24 protein-coding genes are annotated in these 23,005 nt (G+C 61.8%); 8 read left to right on the forward strand and 16 right to left on the reverse strand.

What is annotated here, in order from left to right; translation table 11 throughout:
- Positions 1-18 precede the first annotated feature (18 nt).
- Positions 19-252, reverse strand: coding sequence for a hypothetical protein (locus CO667_RS07595; RefSeq protein WP_003583172.1), 234 nt, complete (start codon positions 250-252; stop codon positions 19-21).
- A 140-nt stretch (positions 253-392) separates the two neighbouring features.
- Here CO667_RS07595 and CO667_RS07600 point away from each other — a divergent pair, with 140 nt between their 5' ends.
- A complete protein-coding gene (locus tag CO667_RS07600) occupies positions 393-1,298 on the forward strand; it encodes a CoA ester lyase (RefSeq protein ID WP_097617807.1) in 906 nt (301 codons plus the stop codon).
- Positions 1,298-1,504: a DUF1737 domain-containing protein gene (locus CO667_RS07605; RefSeq protein WP_097617808.1), complete on the forward strand. Its 207-nt coding sequence runs from the start codon at positions 1,298-1,300 to the stop codon at positions 1,502-1,504. Before CO667_RS07600 ends, CO667_RS07605 begins: the two co-directional genes overlap by 1 nt.
- 49 nt (positions 1,505-1,553) lie before the next feature.
- On the opposite strand, the gene CO667_RS07610 is transcribed toward CO667_RS07605, so the two are convergent.
- Positions 1,554-1,991, reverse strand: coding sequence for a metallopeptidase family protein (locus CO667_RS07610; protein ID WP_008528622.1), 438 nt, complete (start codon positions 1,989-1,991; stop codon positions 1,554-1,556).
- A gap of 161 nt (positions 1,992-2,152) precedes the next feature.
- Here CO667_RS07610 and CO667_RS35770 point away from each other — a divergent pair, with 161 nt between their 5' ends.
- The 5 genes from CO667_RS35770 to bfr all read left to right on the forward strand — a co-directional run bounded on the left by CO667_RS35770 (position 2,153) and on the right by bfr (position 8,985).
- Positions 2,153-3,097: a hypothetical protein gene (locus CO667_RS35770; protein ID WP_245433082.1), complete on the forward strand. Its 945-nt coding sequence runs from the start codon at positions 2,153-2,155 to the stop codon at positions 3,095-3,097.
- Between the two features lie 10 nt (positions 3,098-3,107).
- Entirely contained in the window at positions 3,108-4,553 is a 1,446-nt protein-coding gene (locus tag CO667_RS07615) for a DNA polymerase Y family protein (protein WP_280953212.1), read from the forward strand.
- A complete protein-coding gene (locus tag CO667_RS07620; RefSeq protein ID WP_097617810.1) occupies positions 4,550-8,014 on the forward strand; it encodes an error-prone DNA polymerase in 3,465 nt (1,154 codons plus the stop codon). Before CO667_RS07615 ends, CO667_RS07620 begins: the two co-directional genes overlap by 4 nt.
- A 121-nt stretch (positions 8,015-8,135) precedes the next feature.
- Entirely contained in the window at positions 8,136-8,534 is a 399-nt protein-coding gene (locus tag CO667_RS07625; RefSeq protein ID WP_097617811.1) for a (2Fe-2S)-binding protein, read from the forward strand.
- Entirely contained in the window at positions 8,500-8,985 is a 486-nt protein-coding gene (bfr, locus tag CO667_RS07630; RefSeq protein ID WP_143540700.1) for a bacterioferritin, read from the forward strand. The genes CO667_RS07625 and bfr overlap by 35 nt, the downstream gene beginning before the upstream one ends.
- 94 nt (positions 8,986-9,079) lie before the next feature.
- Here bfr and CO667_RS07635 read toward each other — a convergent pair whose 3' ends face one another.
- From CO667_RS07635 to rsfS, 6 genes are all read right to left on the reverse strand, one after another.
- Positions 9,080-9,613: an RNA pyrophosphohydrolase gene (locus CO667_RS07635; protein ID WP_097617813.1), complete on the reverse strand. Its 534-nt coding sequence runs from the start codon at positions 9,611-9,613 to the stop codon at positions 9,080-9,082.
- A 50-nt stretch (positions 9,614-9,663) separates the two neighbouring features.
- The gene (locus tag CO667_RS07640) at positions 9,664-10,860 is read right to left on the reverse strand and encodes a divergent polysaccharide deacetylase family protein (RefSeq protein ID WP_097617814.1); all 1,197 of its coding nucleotides are present in this window, start codon (positions 10,858-10,860) and stop codon (positions 9,664-9,666) included.
- Between the two features lie 77 nt (positions 10,861-10,937).
- Positions 10,938-12,260 (reverse strand): S41 family peptidase, encoded by a 1,323-nt coding sequence (locus CO667_RS07645; protein ID WP_003543943.1) that lies wholly within the window; start codon positions 12,258-12,260, stop codon positions 10,938-10,940.
- The gene (locus tag CO667_RS07650) at positions 12,250-13,650 is read right to left on the reverse strand and encodes a murein hydrolase activator EnvC (protein ID WP_097617815.1); all 1,401 of its coding nucleotides are present in this window, start codon (positions 13,648-13,650) and stop codon (positions 12,250-12,252) included. The genes CO667_RS07645 and CO667_RS07650 overlap by 11 nt, the downstream gene beginning before the upstream one ends.
- Positions 13,651-13,799: 149 nt before the next feature.
- Positions 13,800-14,282 carry a 23S rRNA (pseudouridine(1915)-N(3))-methyltransferase RlmH gene (rlmH, locus tag CO667_RS07655; RefSeq protein ID WP_097617816.1) on the reverse strand — a complete coding sequence of 161 codons (483 nt, stop codon included), beginning with the start codon at positions 14,280-14,282 and terminating at the stop codon, positions 13,800-13,802.
- Between the two features lie 117 nt (positions 14,283-14,399).
- Positions 14,400-14,843: a ribosome silencing factor gene (gene rsfS, locus CO667_RS07660; protein ID WP_010069136.1), complete on the reverse strand. Its 444-nt coding sequence runs from the start codon at positions 14,841-14,843 to the stop codon at positions 14,400-14,402.
- Between the two features lie 210 nt (positions 14,844-15,053).
- Between rsfS and CO667_RS07665 the strand changes: the two genes are divergently transcribed.
- On the forward strand, positions 15,054-15,410 hold the full coding sequence (locus tag CO667_RS07665) for a winged helix-turn-helix domain-containing protein (RefSeq protein ID WP_097617817.1): 357 nt from the start codon (positions 15,054-15,056) through the stop codon (positions 15,408-15,410).
- Here CO667_RS07665 and modC read toward each other — a convergent pair whose 3' ends face one another.
- The 8 genes from modC to obgE form a co-directional block, all read right to left on the reverse strand.
- Positions 15,411-16,478 carry a molybdenum ABC transporter ATP-binding protein gene (modC, locus tag CO667_RS07670; protein ID WP_097617818.1) on the reverse strand — a complete coding sequence of 356 codons (1,068 nt, stop codon included), beginning with the start codon at positions 16,476-16,478 and terminating at the stop codon, positions 15,411-15,413.
- Positions 16,475-17,176, reverse strand: a complete 702-nt coding sequence (gene modB / locus CO667_RS07675) for a molybdate ABC transporter permease subunit (RefSeq protein ID WP_097617819.1) — start codon at positions 17,174-17,176, stop codon at positions 16,475-16,477. The genes modC and modB overlap by 4 nt, the downstream gene beginning before the upstream one ends.
- A gap of 242 nt (positions 17,177-17,418) precedes the next feature.
- Positions 17,419-18,210 carry a molybdate ABC transporter substrate-binding protein gene (gene modA, locus CO667_RS07685; RefSeq protein WP_097617820.1) on the reverse strand — a complete coding sequence of 264 codons (792 nt, stop codon included), beginning with the start codon at positions 18,208-18,210 and terminating at the stop codon, positions 17,419-17,421.
- Between the two features lie 119 nt (positions 18,211-18,329).
- Entirely contained in the window at positions 18,330-18,566 is a 237-nt protein-coding gene (locus tag CO667_RS34705; protein ID WP_143540701.1) for a hypothetical protein, read from the reverse strand.
- A 141-nt stretch (positions 18,567-18,707) separates the two neighbouring features.
- Positions 18,708-19,322 (reverse strand): nicotinate-nucleotide adenylyltransferase, encoded by a 615-nt coding sequence (locus CO667_RS07690; RefSeq protein ID WP_245433091.1) that lies wholly within the window; start codon positions 19,320-19,322, stop codon positions 18,708-18,710.
- A 73-nt stretch (positions 19,323-19,395) separates the two neighbouring features.
- Positions 19,396-20,679: a glutamate-5-semialdehyde dehydrogenase gene (locus CO667_RS07695; protein ID WP_097617822.1), complete on the reverse strand. Its 1,284-nt coding sequence runs from the start codon at positions 20,677-20,679 to the stop codon at positions 19,396-19,398.
- The gene (proB, locus tag CO667_RS07700; protein ID WP_097617823.1) at positions 20,672-21,841 is read right to left on the reverse strand and encodes a glutamate 5-kinase; all 1,170 of its coding nucleotides are present in this window, start codon (positions 21,839-21,841) and stop codon (positions 20,672-20,674) included. The genes CO667_RS07695 and proB overlap by 8 nt, the downstream gene beginning before the upstream one ends.
- Entirely contained in the window at positions 21,828-22,928 is a 1,101-nt protein-coding gene (gene obgE, locus CO667_RS07705; protein WP_097617824.1) for a GTPase ObgE, read from the reverse strand. The genes proB and obgE overlap by 14 nt, the downstream gene beginning before the upstream one ends.
- Between the last annotated feature and the right edge of the window lie 77 nt (positions 22,929-23,005).

A 23,005-nucleotide genomic window follows, 5' to 3' on the forward strand; every position in this document is an offset into this window, starting at 1 on the left:
CAGTGTCGGTCGGTTTTTTTAGAGATCGATGATCGTGCCGCGGCCGTCGTTCCAGATGCGCATCTCCGGCTTACCGTTGTTGGCCTTGGCGCGGACCGGAGCGGGCTTCATCTTCATCGAAAGCGCGCGTCCGACCATCAGCACGGTCAGGATGCCGCCGACGGCAAGCGTCACCGAGAAGGTGAAAAGCAGCATGGCCACGAAAACGGTGGCGCCGGCAAGCATGAGGAAGATGGAGCGAATGTTCTGCATGGGTTTGAGACCTTTCTTCGGAAAGGAATGTGGTCCTTCTTTTTCCTCTCTGCAAGGCAAGCATGGCTTTTTGTTGTTCTGCGGGATGTTCCGGGGCGGGCTGCTTGCTTCGGCTTGCAAAGCTTGGCACTAATTCGGCCATGAGCCGAAACCCCGCGACCCGCTCCTCCCGCCTGCGCCGTTCGGTGCTGAGTGTTCCCGCCATCAATCCGCGGGCGCTGGAAAAGACCCATGCGGTCGATTGCGATGCGGTGATCTTCGATCTCGAGGATTCCGTGGCATCGGAAAAGAAGGCGGAAGCGCGGGAAAACCTGAGGCGCTTCTTTTCGGATCGTCCGCTCGAAAACAAGGAGCGGATCATTCGCATCAACAGCCTGTCATCGAATTTCGGCCTGGACGACATGGAGCTGGTGACGGCGCTTGGTCCCGATGCCGTGCTGCTGCCGAAGGTCGACGAGCCACAGGATGTCACCGATATCAGCGACCTTCTCTCCGAGGCGGATGCGCCGGAAGATCTGCGCATCTGGGCGATGATCGAGACGCCGCGCGGTATCCTGAATGCGGCTTCGATCGCCGAAGCCGGGCGCACGCCGGGCTCGCGGCTCGACTGTCTCGTCGTCGGGCTCAACGACCTGCGCAAGGAAACCGGCGTGCTGGCGCAGCCGGGGCGGGGCTATCTGGTGCCGTGGCTGATGCAGGTCGTGCTTGCGGTCAGCGCCTACGGGCTCGATGCAATCGACAGCGTCTTCAACGATTTCAGGGACGAGCAGGGTTTTAATGCCGAATGCCGGCAGGGCCGGGCCATGGGTTTTGCCGGCAAGATGCTGATCCACCCGGCGCAGATCGAGCCCGCCAACCGGCATTTCGGCCCGGATCCGGCCGCGATTGCGGAAGCGGAGGCGATCATCGCTGCTTTTGCCGATCCCGCTTCCGATGGGCTTAATGTCATCAATGCAGGTGGACGGATGATCGAGCGGCTGCATCTTGTTCAAGCCGAAGCTCTGGTTCATAAAGCTCGCCTGATTTCTGCAAGAAAGCCCGCCTGATGAAACTCTACCGCTTCCTGACCGGTCCCGACGACGCTTCCTTCTGCCACAAGGTCACCGCCGCCCTCAACAAGGGCTGGTCGCTGGAGGGCTCGCCGACCTATGCCTTCAATGCCGCAACCGGCGCGATGCAATGCGGCCAGGCCGTCGTCAAGACTGTCGAAGGCAAGGATTACGATCCCGAGATAAAGCTCTCCGAGCAATAAGACTTTAGCGCTCGTTCAGAGTGATAGAGCGTCCGGTGGGACGCGCGGCTTAGCGTTCGGCGGCTTCCTCGGCGCTGGCCTCGATCCGCTCCATGTCATCGTCGCTCAGGCCGAAATGGTGGCCGATCTCGTGGATCAGGACATGGGTGATGATATCGCCGAGCGTCTCGTCGTTTTCTGCCCAATAATCGAGAATGGGGCGCCGGTAGAGGCGGATGCGGTTCGGCATCTCACCGGTTTCCACCGTGAAACGTTCGGAAATACCCCTGCCCTCGAAAAGGCCGAGCAGATCGAACGGGGTTTCCAGGGCCATGTCCTCGAAAACGTCGTCATCGGGAAAATCTTCGATCTCGATCGTGAGGTTGGTCGTCAGCTGGCGGAATTCATCCGGCAGATGGCTATAGGCCTCCATGGCCAGCGACTCGAAGGTGCTGATCGTCGGCGCATGGCGGTCCCGCCAATCATCGCTCTGGTCTATGCGGGCCATGAATATTCCTTCCTTTGCGGGCCCATATAGAACCTTTATCGCCGATTTTCGAGTGCGGAATCAAAGGCAGGAATAAATTCATAGAAAATGGCCGTTGACTCTTCATTAGCTCTCTGGAATCTATAAGAACATAACAGGAACAAGACGAATTGGAGAACGCCATGGCGCAGCACGCCCTGGCGCGCGAGCGGCTTTTTGCGCTCCGCGAAACCATCGCCAGACTGGAAGGGAAGCCTGCGCCGGCGCTTGCGGCAGTGGAGCGGGCAGACCTGGCGGAAGGAGGCAAGGCGTCGCGGAGACCCATTCTGCCGCCCCTGGCGTTCGGGGTGGACTTTCTTGATGAGGCATTGGAAGGCGGCCTGCCGCTTGATGCGATCACCGAATTCCGCTCCGCTCTGTCTCGCGATGCAGGTGCTGCAAGCGGGCTGGCGATGGCTGTCGCTGCGCGGCTGCAGAAACAGGAGGCGGATGCCGGCAGGCTTTTGCCGTTGCTCTGGATCGGTGATGCTGTCGGCACGCTGGAGGCCGGTCGTCCCTATGCTCCCGGGCTTCGGGATTTCGGACTGAGCCCGGAGCGGTTTCTCCATGCCGCGCCGCGCAAACTGGACGAGGCGCTCTGGCTGGTGGAGGCCGCGGTGGAAAGCGCTGCCTTCTCGGCCGTCATCTTCGAAGTGCGAGGCAATCCCGCCCATTTCGGCCTGACCGAAAGCCGCAGGCTCAGTCTTCGGGCGCGAGCTGCCCGCCATCCGCTCTTTCTCGTCCGCCAGGCCGGGGCGGAGGAGGCAAGCAGTGCGGCTTTCCGCCTGCATGTCGAACCGGCCCCGTCCGCTCTGCGGCCGTTGCCGGACGGATCGAGGCTTTCCGGCAGCATCGGCAATCCGATTTTCCATCTGACGCTGGAGAAGAGCCGCAATCCGGCCCCGCTCTCCTTTCTTCTGGAGTGGAATCCCCATGAACGCGAATTTCTCCCGGTCGCCGAACCAAACCTCGTTCGTCCTCCAAGCGAACAGTCAGCGCATTCTGGCGCTCAGCTTCCCGCATCTGCCAACGGACCGCATCGCCCGCAGGCGATGGGGGCTCTCCTGGCGTTCGAAAGGGCGTCCTGAGACCCCGCCCATCGTCTGTTCCGGCAAGCTCAACAATGCCATGCGGCTGACGGCACTGGACGAGTTGGCCGAGAGGCTGGGGCTGAAGAAGGAGCTGGGCGTTGCCGAAGCGCGTGCCATGTACCCGACGCTCGAGGTCGCCGAAGAGGATCCGGCGGCCGACCGCCGATTGCTGGAGGCCATTGCCGACTGGTGCGACCGTTATACGCCGCTGGTGGCGTTCGACGGCAAGGACGGCCTGTTTCTCGACATTAGCGGCTGCGCCCATCTCTTCGGCGGTGAAAAGGCGCTTCTCAGGGATGTGCTGTCACGGCTTTTTCATATGGGCTTCGATGCGCGCGGCGCGATCTCATCGTCGCCGGGCCTTTCCTGGGCGGTGTCGCGCTTCGGGCAAGGCGGCGTGATCGAGGACGAGGAGACGGACCATGTGCTGCTGTCCTTGCCGGTTGCAGCCTTGCGGCTGCAAGAACAAACCGTCAATGCCCTGAAGAAGCTCGGTCTGAAATATGTCGGCGACGTCATCAGTGCGCCGCGCGCACCACTGACCCGCCGGTTCGGCCCGCAGCTGCTTCTGCGTCTCGACCAGGCGCTGGGACGCGAAGAGGAGCCGGTCTCGCCCCGGCGTCCGGTTGCCAGCCTCTCGGCCGAAAACCGGCTGATCGAGCCCATCGGCACGGAAGAGCAGATCCTTGCCGTCACCAGGCAGGTCGCCCTGTCGCTGCAGCCGTCGCTGGAGGCGCGGGGCGCCGGCGGGCGGGTGTTCGAACTGGTGCTGTTCCGCGTCGACGGCAGGGTCTTTCGTATCTCCGTCGGCGCTTCGCAGCCGCTGCGCGAACCAAAGGTCATTGCCGGGCTTTTTTCCGAGCGATTGCAGGCGGTCTATGACGATCTCGATGCCGGCTATGGTTTCGAAATCCTGCGGTTGAATGTGTTGCGGCATGATCCCTTCAATGAGGCGCAGGCTGATTTCGAGGGCGACCGCCAGGGGGAGATCTCACTTTCGGTTTTCGTCGATCGGGTCTCGGCCCGGCTTGGTGCGGATTGCCTGCAAAGCTTCCAGCTCCGCGAGAGCCATGTGCCGGAACGCGCCGTCATCACGGTGCCGGTGATGGACAGTCTTCCCAGGCGGAAGGCGGCGCCGGATATCCAATTTCCTTTCCGCGAAGAGCGTCCCCTGCGGCTCTTTGCAACGCCGGAGCCGGTCGAGATCATGCTCGCCGAAGTGCCCGATGGTCCGCCGCAGGTTTTCCGCTGGCGGCGCATGCAGCATCAGGTGGCCAGAAGCGAAGGGCCGGAACGGATTGCCATGGAATGGTGGATCGATGGGGATGACGCCGAGGCGCGTGACTATTTCCGCATCGAGGACGAGACCGGGCATCGCTTCTGGATCTATCGTCGCGGTTTCTATGGCGGGGAATTCGATCCTCGCTGGTTCATGCATGGGGTCTTTGCATGAAAAGCGAAGCCGCATTTTTCGAGATCGGCGTGAGAACGAATTTTTCGTTTCTCGAAGGCGCTTCCAGTCCGGAAGAGATGGTCGTGCAGGCCGCGCGTCTCCGGCTCGGCGGTCTCGGGATTGCCGACCGGAATTCGGTTGCCGGTGTGGTCAGGGCGCATGCGCAGGCGCTGCAACTTGAGGAGAGATACAAGAACAGAGACGCGATTATGGCCCAGGCGGAGAAGGAGGGGAAAAAGGAAGAGATTGTCGATCCCATCCGGATTCAGCCCGGCGCCCGTCTCGTTTTTTCCGATGATACGCCTGATATCCTCGCCTACCCACGCAACCGGCGGGGCTGGGCAAATCTTTGCCGCCTTCTCAGCGCCGGCAATCTGAAGGATGAAGCGGTCAAGGGAAGCTGCATTCTGACGGAAGCGGAATTCATGGAATGGGGGGACGAGATGATGCTTGCCCTCGTTCCCGATCGCACTCTTGTCGAGAGCCAGGCCGGGCAGTCGGCACTGGAGGATTATCTGGAGCGGTTTCGCAGGCGGTTCGGCAAGGCTTTTTTTATGGCGCTGGCGCCGGACTATGACGGCCGCGACAGGCAGGTCTTTGCCGTGCTTGCCATGCTGGCGGCACGAAATCGCCTGCCGCTGATTGCGACCAACCAGCCGCTTTACCATCATCCTGAGCGCCGGCCGCTTTCGGATGTCGTGATCGCGATCCGGGAGCATGTGGAGATAGCGCAGGCCGGCTTCCTGCTGGCGCCGAATGCCGAACGTTACCTCAAGGATTCACGTGAAATGGCCCGGATCTTCCGGGACTATCCCGGTGCGATCGAAAATACGCAGGCCTTCTTCGGCAAGCTCAGCTTTTCGCTGACGGAGTTGGAGCATAATTATCCACCTGAAAACGATCCCGGCGAAACGCCGCAGGAGACCTTGGAAAGGCTGACGAGAACCGGAGCTGCAAAGCGCTATCCCGAGGGTATCCCGCCCAAGGTGGCGATGCAGATCGATTATGAGCTGAAACTCATCGGCGATAAGAAATATGCCTCCTACTTCCTGACGGTTCACAGGATCATCCAGCACGCCCGTTATGTACTCAAGGTCTTGTGCCAGGGGCGCGGATCGGCAGCCAATTCGGTTATCTGCTATTGCCTCGAAATAACGGAAGTCGATCCGCAAAAGAGCACGCTGCTCTTCGACCGCTTCATTTCGATGGATCGCGACGAACCGCCTGACATTGATGTCGATTTCGAACATGACCGGCGTGAAGAAGTCATCCAGTACATCTATAGAACCTACAAAAGAGAACATGCCGGGCTGACGGCGGGTGTGACCACCTACAGGACCCGTTCGGCCGGCCGCGAAGTCGCCAAGGCCTTCGGGCTGTCGGAGGATGTCCAGTCGGCGATCAGCAGTCTCGTCTGGGGCTGGTCGGAGGACAATCTCTCGGAACGGGATGCCAAGGCGGCCGGTCTCGACATCAAGGATCCGGTGACACGGAACGTGCTGAAATATGCCTCCGAGCTTCTCGGCTTCCCCCGCCATCTCACCCAGCATGTCGGCGGCTTCGTCATTACGCGGGACCGCCTCGACGAGGTGGTGCCGATCATGAAGACGGCAATGCCGGATCGCTACATGATCGAGTGGGACAAGGACGATCTCGACAACGTCAAGATCCTCAAGGTGGATGTGCTGGCGCTTGGCATGCTGACCTGCCTGCGCAAGGCCTTTTCGCTGCTTGAACGGCATTACGAGGTCAAGAAGACGCTCGCAGATCTCGGCAACAGGGAACATGGCGAGGAGGGCAAGCCGGTCTATGAGATGATGAGCCGGGCCGATACGCTTGGTGTTTTCCAGATCGAAAGCCGGGCACAGATGAGCATGCTGCCGCGTCTCAAGCCCAAGATATTCTACGACCTCGTCATCGAGGTGGCGATCGTCCGGCCGGGGCCGATCCAGGGCGATATGGTGCATCCCTATCTGAAGCGCCGGGAGCAGCGGGCAAAGAACATTCCGATCGAATACCCGAGCAAGGAGCTGGAAGCGGTTCTGGAACGAACCCTCGGCGTGCCGCTGTTCCAGGAACAGGCGATGCAGATCGCCATCACGGCTGCAGGCTTCAAACCGGCGGAAGCCGACAAGCTTCGCAGAGCGATGGCGACATTCAAGAGAACCGGTACGATTGGCAATTTCGAGAAGCGGTTCATCGAGGGAATGGCCTCAAAGGGTTATGCCCTGGAATTCGCGCAGCAGTGTTTCAACCAGATCAAGGGTTTCGGTGAATATGGTTTCCCTGAAAGCCATGCCGCCTCCTTTGCGCTGCTCGTCTATGCCTCCTCGTGGCTCAAGGCCTATTATCCCGATGTCTTCTGCGCGGCGATGCTGAATTCCCAGCCGATGGGGTTTTATGCGCCGGCGCAGCTGGTGCGGGATGCACGCGAACACGGGGTAAAAATCCTACCGGTCGACATCAACGAATCCGACTGGGATTGCGGCCTGGAAGAGGCGGCTTTCGATCCGAATGCCGTCGATTTCCGCCACCGTGAGATGCGCGGGATTATCAAGGCCCGGCACGCGGTGCGGCTCGGCTTTCGGCAGATCAAGGGTGTCTCGGACAAAGAGATGGCGCTGCTCGTCAAAAATCGGGGCAAAGGGTACAGTTCCGTTCGGGATCTCTGGCTGCGGTCCGGTCTGCAGAAATCCGTCATCGAGCGATTGGCGGATGCGGATGCGTTCCAATCCCTCAGACTATCGCGACGCAACGCGCTCTGGGCGGTGCGGGCGCTGGATGTGAAGAGCGCGGCCGAGGAGCTGCCGCTTTTCGAGCAGGCCCGTCACGTCGATCTCCAGGCTGAGCCTGCAACGAAGCTGCCGGACATGCTGCCGGGAGAGCAGGTCATCGAGGACTATCGTTATCTCTCGCTGTCGCTGAAGGCGCATCCCGTTTCATTCCTGCGGGAGGAGCTTCAAAGGATGGGCATCACGCGTAATGTCGATCTGTTGAAGGTCGCGAACGGCAAGAGGGTGAGGATTGCCGGCCTCGTGCTGGTGCGCCAGCGGCCGGGGTCGGCCAAAGGTGTGATCTTCATGACGCTGGAGGACGAGACCGGAGTTGCCAATGCGATCGTCTGGAACAAGATATTCGACACATACCGCTCGGTTGTGATGGGCGCCCGGCTGGTGAAAATCCGCGGCCGGCTGCAAAGCCAGAGCGGGGTGATCCATACCGTCGTCGAACATATCGAGGACATGACGCCGGCGCTCGGGATCCTGCAACGTGAGGCCCGGCGTTTCGGGGTCTGCGAGCGGGCAGACGAGGTGCTGAGGCCGGGGGGCGATCAACGGCAGAAAAAGCTTGCGAATGCGCAGGAGAGGGCGGAGCTGGAAAAACGGATGGCTGCGGCAGGCCGCCATACGGGCGCGGCGGAAACCGCCGAAGTGATGCCGCGCGGACGCAACTTCCATTAAAGTGCATCGCACCGATCAGGACTATGCGATGCGCCTTCATTGGCCTCATGCGCCATCATCCTGAAACCGCTGCATAATCCCGGATGATATGCATGGAGGCCTCACCGGACGCCGTTGTTCAATGATCCGGGGCTCGAATTTTTTCTTGACAGCCACCATCTTCTTTAGCAGAAAACACGATAGTCAGTGTCATGTTTGGAATGAAGACGTGCTTGTCTGCAGCTGCAATTATATAACCGACAAGGAAATCCGGGAGGTTATCACCAACCTTCTCGATGAAGACTGTTGGCAGCTTATCGTGCCGGCCAAGGTCTACCACGCCATGGAAAAACGCGGCCGCTGCTGCGGCTGTTTCCCCAGCGTCGTCGACATCATTATCCAGACGACCGAGGAATATCACGCCCGTCGCCACTCGACGGAGACCGAAATATTTGATTTCATGTCCCGCTTGAAACAATTCCATGAGGAAAACAGGAGAGCGGACATTGAAAGGCGACAAAAAAGTCATCGAGCGGCTTAACGAGGCGTTGTTCCTCGAGCTCGGGGCGGTCAATCAATATTGGGTTCATTATCGGCTTCTTGAGGACTGGGGCTACACCAAGCTCGCCAAGAAAGAGCGCGCCGAATCTATTGAAGAGATGCATCATGCCGATCGGCTTGTTGCACGCATCATTTTCCTAGAAGGCCATCCCAATCTACAGACCCTTGCCCCTCTGCGCATCGGCCAAAACGTCAAGGAAGTGCTGGAAGCCGATCTTGCCGGCGAATACGACGCCCGCGCCGCCTATAAGAAGTCGCGCGATATCTGTTATGAGGCCGGCGATTACGTTTCCATGAAGCTGTTCGAAGAGTTGTTGGCGGATGAGGAAGGTCATATCGACTTCCTCGAAACGCAGCTCGAGCTGCTCGGGAAAATCGGCGAGAGCAAATACGGCCAGCTTAACGCCGATTCCGCCGACGAAGCCGAATAAGGCCCTGCCGATATCGGCCGCCCCATCGGCGGCCGATATTCTTCACCTTGCTCCTGTTTGCCGAGCGCAAACCAAAGCGGTCGTCCTGCTTAAATCAGTCTTCCGAATGCAGTGCCGCCAGATGCTCGAATTCGGCGATGACGTGGTCGTAGACGGCGCGCTTGAAAGGGACGATCAGGCCCGGCAGTTCCCGCATCGGCTTCCATTCCCAGGCATCGAATTCCGGCTCATGGCCGCCGGGCGGCGGGTTGATGGCGATCTCGCTGTCGTTGCCCTCGAAGCGGAAGGCAAACCAGCGTTGCGTCTGGCCGCGGAATTTTCCCTTCAATCCGATACCGATCAGAGCCGGCGGCAGATCATAATTGATCCAGTCTCTTGCTTCGGCCAGCAGGGTCACCGTCTTGATGCCGGTCTCCTCGTAAAGCTCGCGGTAGGCGGCGTCCAATGGATCCTCGCCCTTGTCGATGCCCCCCTGCGGCATCTGCCAGAGCTGCGGCGAGCCGTCATATTCCGAATTGCCGTCGGGAATGCGCCGCCCGGCCCAGACGAGGCCATCGCGGTTCAGGATCATCACGCCGACGCAGGGGCGGTAGGGCAGATCCTCGGCTTTTACGGTCGCCTGGCTCATCGTCTTCTCCGTTCAGGGCTCTTCTTGGAGATGGCTTTCAAGGATCCATCTCAAGGATTCTTGGGGTCGTTGGAAAGGGCGGCGACGCCGACGATCTCGATGCCGCGCATCGCCGCCTCCTCGCTCCATTTGGCGATGGCGTCAACGCTCTCATCGAAAGCCGAGGCGACGCCGATCGCCTGGCCGTTCTTGCGGGCGATGCGTTCGAGTTCGTCGAGCTTCTTCAGGACGGCGTTGATATCGAGCTGGCCGTCGAGCTGCAGGTCGGCGAAGGCATAGGGCAGTTCGGTTCCCTTGGCGACCGCAGCCGTCTTCGACTGCGCCGACGTGCCGTCGTCGAGGAACAGCAGGCCGCGCTTGCCGATATCGCGCATGACAGGTTCCATGGCGGTGGAATCGGACAGGAAACGGCCGCCGAGATAATTCATGACGCCGGTATAATTGGTGATCTGACCCATCGCCTTATGCAGGTTCTCGATATTGCGAGCAGCCGGTTTCGTGGTCAGCAAGGTTTCCGGGCCGGGATCATTCGCCGGGTAATCAAATGGCTCGAGCGGGACTTGCAAAAGAATCTCATGGCCGCCGCGGCGCGCCTCTAGCATCCAGCGCTGCAGGCTGTTGCCGCTTGCGGCAAAGGCGAAGGTGATTTCCTCCGGCAATTGCGCGATGGCGCGCTGCGTTCCGGTCTGGCTGAGCCCGAGGCCGCTGACGACGATGGCGATGCGGATGCCGCGCGCGCCGGACGAGGGACGGGCATATTGATCCATCGGGCGGCGGCCATCCGGGCCGACGATCGGAAGCCTGCCAAAAGGGGTTTCTTCGAGCAATGCTTCATTTGGCTGGGCCGCCATGCGCGGATCCTGGCCGATCTGCATGGCGTCGACCAGTACCGGGCCGCTGCCATCGCGCGGGCGGGGACTGTATTTGGTGACGACGGAGCCGTCGCCGGTGACCATCTGTTCGACATTGGCGCCCGAACGCGGTTCGGCGCGGGGCATGCCGTCCGCCGCCTGATTGGCGGCGGTCGTCGGTGGCTGAGAGCTATCGGAGGGCGGCGTTGCGGCTTGTTCGGCAGCCGGCGGTTTGCTGCGTTCGAGCCCGTCGCCGCGAAACGCCGTATACAGGGAAAAGCCGCCTATCGCGAAAAGGCAAAGACTGGCGGCGATCCGGCCCAGGCGCAGAACACCCGGGCGCCGGTTGCCGGTTTTTCGGTTGCGGCCCAAAGGCGCATGCAGGTCCGTTCCCAATTTTTCGCCCGCTCCAAAATCGGGAAACAGCAGAAAGGGTCAAGGCCGGGCGATATGCCCGGCCTTGAGGGGATGAATTACTTGGCCACGACGGCCTTGTCCGGGTTCGGCGGGAAGGCCGGATCGGTCTTCTTGCCGCGCAGAAGGTCGAGCGCGTAGTTCAGCTGAACGTCGTCCTTCGGGTCCGGGGGCACATAGGCAACGGAGCCCGAACCTTCGTCGGTCTCGCTCTGGCCCTTGATGTGGCCGCGCAGGCTGGATTCGCCTTCGGTCACCATCTTGCCCTGCAGTTCCTCCGGCAGCGGCTCCTCGACCTTGATGTCGGGGGTGATGCCGGTGCCCTGGATCGAGCGGCCGGACGGCGTGTAATAGAGCGCCGTGGTCAGGCGCAACGCGCCATTTTCGCCGAGCGGGATGATCGTCTGGACGGAACCCTTGCCGAAGGAGCGCGTGCCGAGAACGGTGGCACGGCGCAGATCCTGAAGAGCGCCGGCGACGATTTCCGATGCGGAAGCCGAACCGCCGTTGATCAGCACGATAACCGGTTTGCCATCCGTCAGGTCGCCCGGGCCGGCATTGAAGCGGCGGGTTTCATCGGGATTGCGGCCGCGGGTCGACACCACTTCGCCGCGCTGCAGCAGGGCATCGGAGACGTTGATCGCCTGATCGAGCAGACCACCCGGATTGAGGCGCAGGTCGAGGACATAACCCTTCAGCTTGTCGGCCGGAACGGTGTCCTTGATCTTCTTGATCGCCTTTTCCATGTCGGGATAGGTTTTCTCGGTGAAGGAGATGATGCGGAGATAACCGACATCGTCCTCGACACGCGATTTGACGGCCTGGACGGCGACGACGTCACGGACGATCGTCAGCTCGATCGGCTTGTCGGCACCCTTGCGGATCAGCGTCAGCTTGATCGGCGTGTTGACGGCGCCGCGCATCTTCTCGACCGCGTCTTCCAGCTTCAGGCCGCGCACCGACTGACCGTCGATCTCGGAAATGTAATCACCTGCGAGAACACCTGCCTTGGCGGCGGGCGTGTCATCGATCGGGGTGATAACCTTGACGAGTTCGTCTTCCATCGTGACTTCGATGCCGAGGCCGCCGAACTCACCCTTGGTCTGGGTGCGCATATCCTCGGCGTCCTTCGCATTCATGTAGCTCGAATGCGGATCGAGCGACGAGAGCATGCCGTTGATGGCGTTCTCGATCAGCTTGTCTTCGGCCGGCGGCGTGACATATTGCGCGCGCACACGCTCGAAGACATCACCGAAAACCGAAAGCTCCTTATAGGTCGAGGATCCGGCCGCTTCTGCCGGCACACCCGCCGAGTAAATGACGCTCATGGCGGTCGCACCCATCAATGCGCCGACCAGAACAAGAGAAGCCCTACGAATCATTGCGTGCCTTTCCAGTGTCTTTGGCGGTCCACCATGGTCGGGAATCGACCGGTTTACCGTCCTTTCGAAATTCAATGTAAAGCGTTGGCCGGTCCGTTTCCAGCGCCAATGCAGTTGCGCTTGCCACTCTTTTCGCGCCCATCACGGCGAGCGGCTCGCCGGAGAAAACGAATTTTCCCTGGCGGGTATTGATCGTATCCATTCCCGAGAGAACCAGGTGGTATCCGTCGCCGGTGTCGAGGATGATCATCTGGCCGTAACTGCGGAAAGCGCCGGCGAAAACCACCAGGCCATCGGCAGGCGCCGTCACCACCGTCTCCGGATTGGTGGCGACCGTCATGCCCATGGCCTCGTGCCCGGTGCCGTCGGCATCGCCGAACTGGCGCAGGATATCGCCCGCAACGGGCACCTCCAATTTCGCCTTCAATTCTCCGAAGGGATATGCGGGCGCAATGCGGTTTTTATCGGGCACGCCGCTGTCGGCCAACGCCTTGGCCTGGGCGCGCTGCTCGTCCGTCATCAGCTTGCGGTTTTCCTCCGCCTGGCGGGCGGCGGCGGCGGCGTCCCGCACCGAAGCGATCTCGGATTCCATCGAGGCGACGAGGCCTTCGAGGCTGGTCGCCTTGCCGGCCAGCTCCTCGGAGCGCTTTTTCTCGGCTGCGAGTTCAGCGGCATTGCTGCGGCTGAGCTTGTCGTTTTCGGCCAGCAGCAGGTCCATGCGCCGCTCTTCCTCGATACCGTCGGTCATCGTCGCGGTCAGGCCGGCCTTCTCGGCAGCACTTGCGGTCTGCAATGCGGCGAGGCTTGCCAGATCGGCGGCAAGCTTGTCGGTCTCCTTGCGGATGCCGGGCACGACGGCGCCGAGCAGGATGGCGCTGCGCACCGAGGCAAGCGCGTCATCAGGGGTGACGAGCAAAGCGGGCGGCGGGTTGCGGCCCATGCGCTGGAGTGCTGCCAGCACCTCGGCCAGAAGGCCGCGGCGTTCGTGCAGCGAGCGGCGGATGCCATCCTGCTTGACGCCGAGATCGGCAAGCTTCTTCTCGCTTTCGAGGATCTGCTTGTCCAGCGTTTTGCGGCGAGCAGCCGACTCGATCAGCGCTTGGCGAATGCTTTGCGTGCTCTTGTCCAGATCGGCGATGCTCTGTTGAAGCGCGCTCACCTTGTCGGTGGAGAGACTGATGGTTTTCGACAGGGTTTCGAGTTCGGCGCGGGTCTGGTCGCGTTTAGCGGCCAGTTCGGCGGCCGGATCGGCTGGCGCCGGCCCGGCTGCCGGCTGCGGAGCAGATTGGGCTGCCTCAGGTGCGGTATCCTGTGCTCGAACGCTGAAGGGATTTGCCGACACGGCAATCACCACCACACCGACACTGGCGACGATAGCCGGCAGGATCATGCGGTGTCGCCTGGTTGCTGTTGTCGTCATGCGTGTTCGGGCACTTTCTGAAATCGCGCGGAGCCTAAGCTGATTTGGCACGCTTTGCCAGAACGTTCGACCGAGAACGGCCGGCCGAGCAAACACGGCTGCGTGACATTGCGACGCATTCAGACGCGGTGATAGGGGTGGCCGGACAGGATGGTGACGGCGCGATACAGCTGTTCGGCGATCAGCGTGCGCACGAGCTGATGCGGCCAGGTCATCTTGCCCAGGCACAGCGTGGCGTCGGCGCGGTCATAGAGTGAGGGATCGAGGCCGTCGGCGCCGCCGATGGCGATGGTCAGCTCGCGTTTGCCCTGGTCACGATAGGAGCCGAGCAGGCTTGCGAAAGCTTCGCTGTCCAGCGCCTTGCCGCGTTCGTCGAGAAGAATGAGGATGCTGCCATCGGCAAGCGATTTTAACAGCAGTACTGCTTCCTCGCGTTTGCGGGTTTCCGCATTGGAGGCACGGCTTTCGGCAACTTCGGCGATACGGGTAAATTCAAGGCCGACGGCAGGGCCGGCCTTGGCGACACGGTCGAAATAACGGGCCGCAAGATCTTTTTCGGGGCCGGACTTCAGCCGTCCCACCGCAAAAAGACCAACTCGCATTCTTCCGCTCCCCGCTGAGGCGGCACATCGGGCGCATAAGGCGCCACCGGCCGGCTTCTAAACTTGTCCGGCCAGCCAATGCCACATCTCAGGCGCCGGACAAATGCCGGCCGCCTGTCAGTGCCGTGTTTCTTCATCCATATCCGGAGCCGCCCACATCTTTTCGATGTTGTAGAACTCGCGGATTTCGGGGCGGAACACGTGCACGATAATGTCACCGGTGTCGATCAGGACCCAATCGCCGCCTTCCTGGCCTTCGACGCGGGCCGTGCCGAGGCCGTCATCCTTAAGGTCGGTGAGCAGATGATCCGAGATCGCCATGACATGCCTGTTCGAGCGGCCGGAGACGACGATCATGTAGTCTCCCAGCGCCGATTTTCCGGCAATGTCGATGGTGACGATATCTTCAGCTTTGGAGTCCTCGAGGCTGGCGAGGACGGTTTCTAGGGCGCGGGCAGCGGCATCGGCGCCACGTTCCGCACTCTTCGGGATAACGGCGAGCGTTTTTCCCTTGGCGTGTACTGTTGTCAGTTTTTTCCCTTTCCTGGAATGACAAACCATGCACAACACGAGATCCGATCGAGACCGGATCATGGTTAAGATAGGCATCAAACCATTAATGTTTCAAGACGTGCTAAGATACAGAACGGCTGAAAATCCGATCCGACGTCCAAATTGAAGAATATTGCCACTCGGGCTGCTTATTGCGGGCGGTGTACAGTTTCCGTGCCGCAGCGTAAAGTGCGGCAAATTCCACGATCTCCGGATTCAATGACCGACTCAGCCGCAAAAACCCTCGTGCCTGTCCTACGAATCAGTTTCCCGGACGAGGATCGGCTTGGCCATGGCAAGATGGAACTGCTGGAGCATATCCGCCAGACCGGATCGATCTCGGCGGCGGGGCGGGCAATGGACATGTCCTATCGGCGGGCATGGCTGCTGGTCAGCGAGATGAACCGGATGTTCTCTGAACAGGTAGTGGAATCGCAGCGGGGCGGGCAGAAGGGCGGCGGCGCGGCGCTGACGCCGTTCGGCGAGGAATTGCTCGCGCGTTTCCGCCGGATGGAAAGCACGATGCGCACGAGCCTTGCCGAAGACCTCGCCTGGCTCGAAGGCAAGCGCGGCTGATCAGGCCTCCAGGGCAACTGTCTTGATGACGGCGAAGACCGCCCTTCCCGGTCGAAGATCCAGACGCTCGCAGGACAGTGTGGTGATCCGGGAAAGAATGATATCGCCGCCGCAATCGAGCCGAATTTCCACCGTTCCGTCCTCGGCCGACGACATCCCTTCTATCCTTGCTTCCAAAATATTCAGCGCGCTGAGCCCCTCGGGTCTTGCGGTCGCCAGCATGACATCGCGCGAGGGAATGCGGATGCGGACCGATTTGCCGGGCGCAAGGGCCGCGCCCGGAATATGGAGCCGACAGGATTTCAGCGCGACCGTTGACAGGCGGTGACGCGCATCGAAGCTTTCCACCGTGCCCTCCAGCAGCGCGCCCGCCTCGCGCCGGTCGGATGCCGCAGAGGGGCGGCTCAATATGTCGACGGCGAGGCCGGTCGCTTCCACCTTGCCGTCGCGCATGACGACCACCTGGTTTGCCAGCCGCGCCACCTCGGCGATCGAGTGGCTGACATAGACGATCGGAATGTCGGTTTCGTCGCGCAATCGCTGGAGATAAGGCAAGATCTCAGCCTTGCGCGCCTCGTCGAGGGCGGCGAGCGGCTCGTCCATCAACAGCAGGCGGGGCGAGGAGAGAAGTGCGCGGCCGATGGCGACGCGCTGCTTCTCGCCGCCGGAAAGCTTCGCTGGGCTGCGCTCCAGCAGCGTCTCGATGCCGAGCAGGTCGACGATGTGATCGAAGCTCTCGCCGTGTGCCGGTCTCGCCGCGAACCAGCGGCCATAGGAGAGATTGGCGCGAATGCTGAGATGCGGGAAAAGCCGGGCTTCTTGAAAGACATAACCGAAGCGGCGGCGATGTTTTGGGACGAAGATACCGGTTGCGGTTTCGGTCAGGGGCTCGCCGTCGAGGACGACGCGGCCTTCGTCCGGGCGGGCGAGGCCGGCGATGATGCGGATCATCGAGGTCTTGCCGGAGCCGGAGCGGCCGAACAGCGCGGTGACGCCACGCTCGGAGGTGAAGGCGGCATCGAGCGAAAAGGCGCCGAGCCTCTGTTTTGCCTCGACGATCAGCGTCATTCCGGATCGATCCTCCGGCCGGCGAGACGGGCGAGGAATTCGGAGGCGAGCAGGGCGACCATGGAAATGACGACGGCGACGAGCGTCAGGCGGAGCGCGCCGGCATCGCCGCCCGGCACCTGGGTGAAGGTGTAGATTGCTGCCGACAGCGTCTGGGTTTCTCCCGGGATATTGGAGACGAAGGTGATCGTCGCACCGAATTCACCCATCGCCTTGGCGAAGGAAAGGATCATACCGGTGATGATGCCGGGCAAGATCAGCGGCAGGGTGATCGTCAAAAAGACCCAGGCCGGACCGGCGCCGAGTGTTCCGGCCGCCTCCTCCAGCTTGCGGTCGACCGCCTCGATCGACAGGCGGATGCTGCGCACCATCAGCGGAAAGGCCATGACGGCACAGGCCAGAGCCGCACCGGTCCAGCGGAAGGAGAGAACGATGCCGAAATACTGGTCGAGCAGGCTGCCGATCGGACCGCGGCGGCCGAACAGGATGAGGAGAAGGAAACCGGTGACGACCGGCGGCAGGATCAGCGGCAGATGAACGATGCCGTTCAGCACCGATTTGCCCCAGAAGCGGCCGCGGGCAAGCAGCAGGGCGACGAGAATGCCGAAGGGCAGGCTCGCCAGCATGGCGACGATCGAGACGCGCAGGCTGAGCAGGATCGCCGTCCATTCCTCGTTGCTCAGGCCCAATATATTCAAATGCGGTGGTCTCCCAGAAATCTAAGGCTCGCCGAAACGTGCCTCGGTTTGATGACAAGCCTCGCTCTTCACTCGGCGTCATCCTCGGCCTTGTGCCGAGGATCTGCTGCACCGGCTGCAGATGCTCGGGACAAGCCCGAGCATGACGAAGGAGAAGTTGGCCGACTATGGAGGAGTCTGCGCTCACGAGGCGAGTCTCCACGCTAAGCTGCGACAATCGTTTCTGCAATCACCTCAGCTTATCACTTCAGAATCGTGAAGCCCTGCGCGGTGAAGAAGGCAGCGGCCTTGTCGGATTTCAGGAAGTCGAGATAGGCGGCAGCATCCGGGTTCTTGCTCGAAGCCAGGATGGCGATCGGATAGATGATCGGCGGGTGGGAATCGGCCGGGAAGGTGCCGACGACGGCGACACCCTTATCGGCCGCGGCATCCGTCTGGTAGACGATGCCATAAGGCGCTTCACCGCGGGAGACGAGGGCCAGGGCGGCACGCACGCTCTCGGCGCCGGCGACCTTGCTTTCCACCGATTTCCAGACGCCGAGTTTTTCCAGCGCGGCCATGCCGTATTTGCCGGCCGGAACCGATTTCGGTTCACCCATGGCAAGCCTTCCGTCACCGAGCAAACCGGCGAGATCGAAATCCTGCTTGATCTCGACGGGCTTGGCCTTGTCCTTTTCGGCAACGAGCACGATCCGGTTTCCAAGCAGGTCCGAACGGGTGTCGGCCTTGATCAGGTTCTTCTTGGCGACGTAATCCATCCAGTCGCGGTCGGCCGAGATGAAGATATCGGCGGGCGCCGCATTTTCGATCTGCTTGGCCAGCGCCCCACTCGCCGCGTAGGAGGTGACGGCGTCCTTGCCGCTTTCTTTGGTCCAGGCGGCGTTGGCGGCATCGAGCGCATCCTTGAGGCTCGCCGCCGCAAAGACGGTGAGCTTTTCGGCCGCAGTGGCCGGCGCCGGAAGCGCTGCTGTGCCAAGCCAGAGGGCCGCGATCGCGGCAGTTGCCAGTTTCATCCATTGGCGGCGGTTTTGCATGTTCACTCCCCAGGGGTTCGAAATATTGCGACGAATATAACGAGCGGTGCGGCTTTGCTAGGGATATATCCATGAAAATATAACCCTATCGCGGATCCGCTGTCGCAGCGGCGCAATGTTCACGCATTCGGCAAGTGCATGGCTCCCGCCGAAATCGAGATCGGCGGGGCGAAAATACTCGGAGTCCGTTTGCAAATCTCAAGGACTCCCGGCAGTAGGGAAATACTTCTTTTAATTTTTGCTAATAAAAGCGGCACCGGTTGAGCGAAGTCTGCGTAGAGATTTGCATCCCGTGCATTGCTGCAATGCACCAATCGATATTCACCTTCTGGCGGAATATGATACAACAGACTCATCGAAACGGCTTCTCCTCCTCCCATAGCCGTTCGGTAGGATCGACAACACTCCTCCTCCCAGTTGTCGATCGAGTTTATAAGCCCGACGGATCTCCTCCCCCGTCGGGCTTTCTCGTTTCTGGGATTTCCCTAAAAATCGGCCTATTCGGAGCTGCCCGGTTCGGAGCTGCCAGGCGCCGAGCCGTTGCGGATTGCCGTCGAGCTCAGGCCGGAGCGCGGTCCGTGGATGAAGGTCCAGGCCGGCGCGGGTTTCTTCCAGAGAACACGCGCGTCATCCTCGTCAACACGGGCGAAATCGAAGGTTCTCGTCATCTTCGAGGAGAGGAAGGAGAGCGTCGCGCCCGGCCGGTCGATCACGGCGATCGGGAAGGTGCGGGCAATTTCCTGCCATTTCTGCCATTTGTGAAAGGTCTGCAGGCTGTCGGCGCCCATGATCCAGATGAAATGCACATGCGGATTGCGGGCCTTGACGCGGGCAAGCGTGTTCGCGGTGTAGCTGACGCCGAGCGTTTGTTCGAAGGCGGTGACCTTGACGCGGGGATCGGGGGCAATGCGCTCGCTTTCGGCAATGCGCTCGGCAAGCGGAGCGAGTTGGTTGCGGCTCTTCAGCGGATTGCCGGGGGTGACCATCCACCAGAGCTGATCGAGGCCGAGCCGCTTGAGGGCGATCTCGGCAACGAGCGCGTGGCCCTGATGCGGCGGGTTGAACGAACCGCCGAACAGACCGACGACCATGCCGCGCTCGCTGTGCGGCATGCGGAGATAGTGGCGGTCCACATTCTCAATCACCACGTCAGGCCCAATCGCCACGTCAGGCTCGGTCGTCACGTCAGGGCCGCGTCTGTCCGGCGCCGTGCACCCGATATTTGAAAGAGGTGAGCTGCTCGACGCCGACGGGGCCGCGGGCATGCATCTTGCCGGTGGCAATGCCGATTTCCGCACCCATGCCGAACTCGCCGCCATCGGCAAACTGCGTCGAGGCATTGTGCAGCAGGATTGCCGAATCGACCTCGGTGAAGAACCGCGCAACGACGTCAGCGTCCTCGGCGATGACAGCCTCGGTGTGGTTCGAGGAATAGGTCTGGATATGGGCGATCGCGCCCGATATGCCGTCGACGACGGCAACCGAAATGATCGCATCGAGATATTCGGTCGACCAGTCTTCCTCGGTCGCCGGCTTCACGCCCGGCGCGACCTTCAGAACGGTTGCGGAGCCGCGGATCTCGCAGCCGGCCTCTGTGAGAATCTCGAGCAACGGCGTCAGATGCGTGCCGATCGCGGCGCCATCGACGAGCAGGGTTTCGGCCGCGCCGCAGATGCCGGTGCGGCGCATCTTGGCATTGACGACGATCTGTTTTGCCATCTCGATATCGGCGGAGGCATCGACATAGATGTGGCACAGGCCTTCGAGATGGGCAAAAACCGGCACGCGGGCCTCGCTCTGCACGCGGGCGACCAGGCTCTTGCCGCCGCGCGGCACGATGACGTCGATCGCCCCGTCCAGGCCGCGCAGCATGGCGCCGACGGCGGCGCGGTCGGTGATCGGGACGAGCTGGATAGCATGCTCTGGAAGCCCTGCCGCTTTCAGGCCCTCGACCAGGCAGGCATGGATAGCCTGCGATGAACGGCGCGAATCCGAACCGCAGCGCAGAATGACGGCATTGCCCGCCTTGAGGCAAAGCGCGCCGGCATCGGCGGTGACGTTCGGCCGGCTTTCGAAGATGACGCCGATGACGCCGAGCGGCGTGCGGACGCGCTCGATCTTCAGGCCGTTCGGCCGGTCCCAGGCGGCAATGACTTCGCCGACCGGATCGGCCAGAGCGGCGATGGCGCGGATTCCCTCCGCTATTTCGGCGATGCGCTTGTCGTTCAGCGTCAGCCGGTCGACGAAGGAGGCGAGCATCTCGGTGCCTTCGATGTCCTTCAGGTCCTTGGCGTTTTCGGCAAGAATCTCAGCCTTGTTCGCCAGGATCGCATCGGCCATCGCAAGCAACGCGCTGTTCTTCGCCTCGGTAGACGCAAAGCTCAGCGGTCGTGCGGCAGCCCTCGCCTTGCGGCCGATGTCGTTCATCAGCACGTCAATGTCAGGGCCTGGCGCAACGGTATCAAGCATAACTCGCGTCCTTCTTCTGCCTTTCCGATTTCGAACCGATCGGCGCGGTCATCACCATGTCGTCGCGATGGACCATCGCGGCGCGCCCGGCATAACCGAGGATGGTCGCGATCTCGGCCGATTTGCGGCCGGCAATCCGGCGGGCGTCCTCGGCGTCGTAGCTGACAAGGCCACGGGCGATCTCGCGGCCTTGAGGGCCGATGATCGCCACCGTGTCGCCGCGGCTGAAGAGGCCGGAAACGCTGCGCACGCCGGCCGGAAGCAGGCTCTTGCCGGCGCCGAGAGCGGTGACGGCGCCGTCATCGACATGCAGTTCGCCGGCCGGCTGCAGCTGCCCGGCGATCCAGGTCTTGCGAGCCGTGACAGGGGTCCCCGAAGGGGCGAACCACGAGGAACGGGCGCCGTTTTCGATCGCCGACAGCGGGCTGTCGGTCTTGCCGGAGGCGATGATCATGGCGCAGCCTGATGTCGTGGCAATCTTCCCGGCATCGATCTTGGTGCGCATGCCGCCGCGCGAGAGCTCGGAAGCAGCACCCCCGGCCATCGCCTCGATCTCCGGGGTGATTGCGGAAATCGTCTCCAGGAAGGCTGCGTTCGGATCGAGATGCGGCGGGGCGGTATAGAGGCCGTCGATGTCGGAGAGAAGGATGAGCAGGTCGGCGCCGGTCATCGTCGCAACGCGGGCGGCCAGGCGGTCGTTGTCGCCATAGCGGATTTCGCTGGTGGCGACAGTGTCATTCTCGTTGATGATCGGCACGGCGCCGATCTTCAAAAGCTGATTGATGGTGGCCCGCGCATTGAGATAGCGGCGGCGCTCCTCGGTATCACCGAGCGTCAGCAGGATCTGGCCGGCAACGATCTCATCGCGCGACAGGCTTTCCGACCAGGCGCGCGCCAGGGCGATCTGGCCGACGGCCGCCGCCGCCTGGCTTTCCTCCAGCTTCAGTGCGCCCGAGGGCAGGTCGAGCACCGAGCGGCCGAGCGCGATGGCGCCGGAGGAAACGACGAGCACATCGATGCCCTTGGCCTTCAGGCCGGAGATATCGGCGCACATGGCGTCGAGCCAGGCCTTCTTCAGCCCGGCCTTGCGGTCGACCAGAAGCGCAGAGCCGATCTTGATGACGATGCGGCGGTAGCGGCCAAGCGGCTTACGGCTGGTCATCGGCCTCGTCCCCGCCCTTATCTTCGCCAATGCCCTCATCGGTGACGACCATGTCGCGATGCCTGAGCTTCGCCACCCTGGCCGGCTTTTCCTCGGTATTTTCCTCGACGATGATGTCGCGCAGCGCGCGCAGGACCTCGGTCATGCCCTTGCCGGTGACGGCCGAAATCTGGAACGGCGTCTTGCCGCAGGCCTTGGCTAATTCCTTGGTCTTCTTCTTCAGTTCGGCCTCGTCGAGCACGTCGATCTGCGACAGCGCCACGATCTCAGGCTTATCAGTCAAATCGTTGCCATAGGCTTCGAGCTCGTGTTTGACCGTCTTATAGGCTTTGCCGACCTTTTCTTCCTGGGCGGAGACGAGGTGGAGCAGCACCCGGGTGCGCTCGACATGGCCGAGGAAACGATCGCCGATGCCAACACCTTCATGGGCGCCTTCGATCAGGCCCGGAATGTCGGCAAGGATGAATTCCCGCTCGTCGATGGTGGCGACGCCGAGATTGGGATGCAGCGTGGTGAAGGGGTAGTTGGCGATCTTCGGCCGGGCACGGGTGACTGACGCGAGGAAGGTCGACTTGCCGGCATTGGGCAGGCCGACGAGGCCGGCATCGGCAATCAGCTTCAGCCGCAGCCAGAGGGTTTTTTCCTCGCCGGGCAGGCCGGGATTGGCCCAATCCGGCGCCTGATTGGTCGAGGTCTTGAAATGGGCGTTGCCGAAACCGCCATTGCCGCCATGGGCGAGACAGTAACGCTGGCCTTCGACGGTGAGATCGCAGATCAGCGTTTCCCGGTCTTCCTCGAAGATCTGGGTGCCGACGGGGACCTTGAGCGTCACATCGCTGCCGTTGGCGCCGGTACGGTTCCGGCCCATGCCGTGGGTGCCGGTCGTCGCCTTGAAATGCTGCTGGTAGCGGAAATCGATCAGAGTGTTGAGGCCGTTGACGGTCTCGACCCAGACGTCGCCGCCGCGTCCGCCATCACCGCCGTCGGGGCCGCCGAACTCGATGAATTTCTCGCGCCGGAAGGAGACGCTGCCCCCGCCGCCGTCTCCGGATCGGATATAGACCTTTGCTTCGTCGAGAAATTTCATTTTACTTCCAGTATCCGGTGGCAGTTGGACGGCCCGTCTTGGCCCATTCGATATAGGCGGTTCCGACGGAGGTCAAA

Source organism: Rhizobium sp. L43, from assembly GCF_002531725.1.
Classification (GTDB): Bacteria; Pseudomonadota; Alphaproteobacteria; order Rhizobiales; family Rhizobiaceae; genus Rhizobium.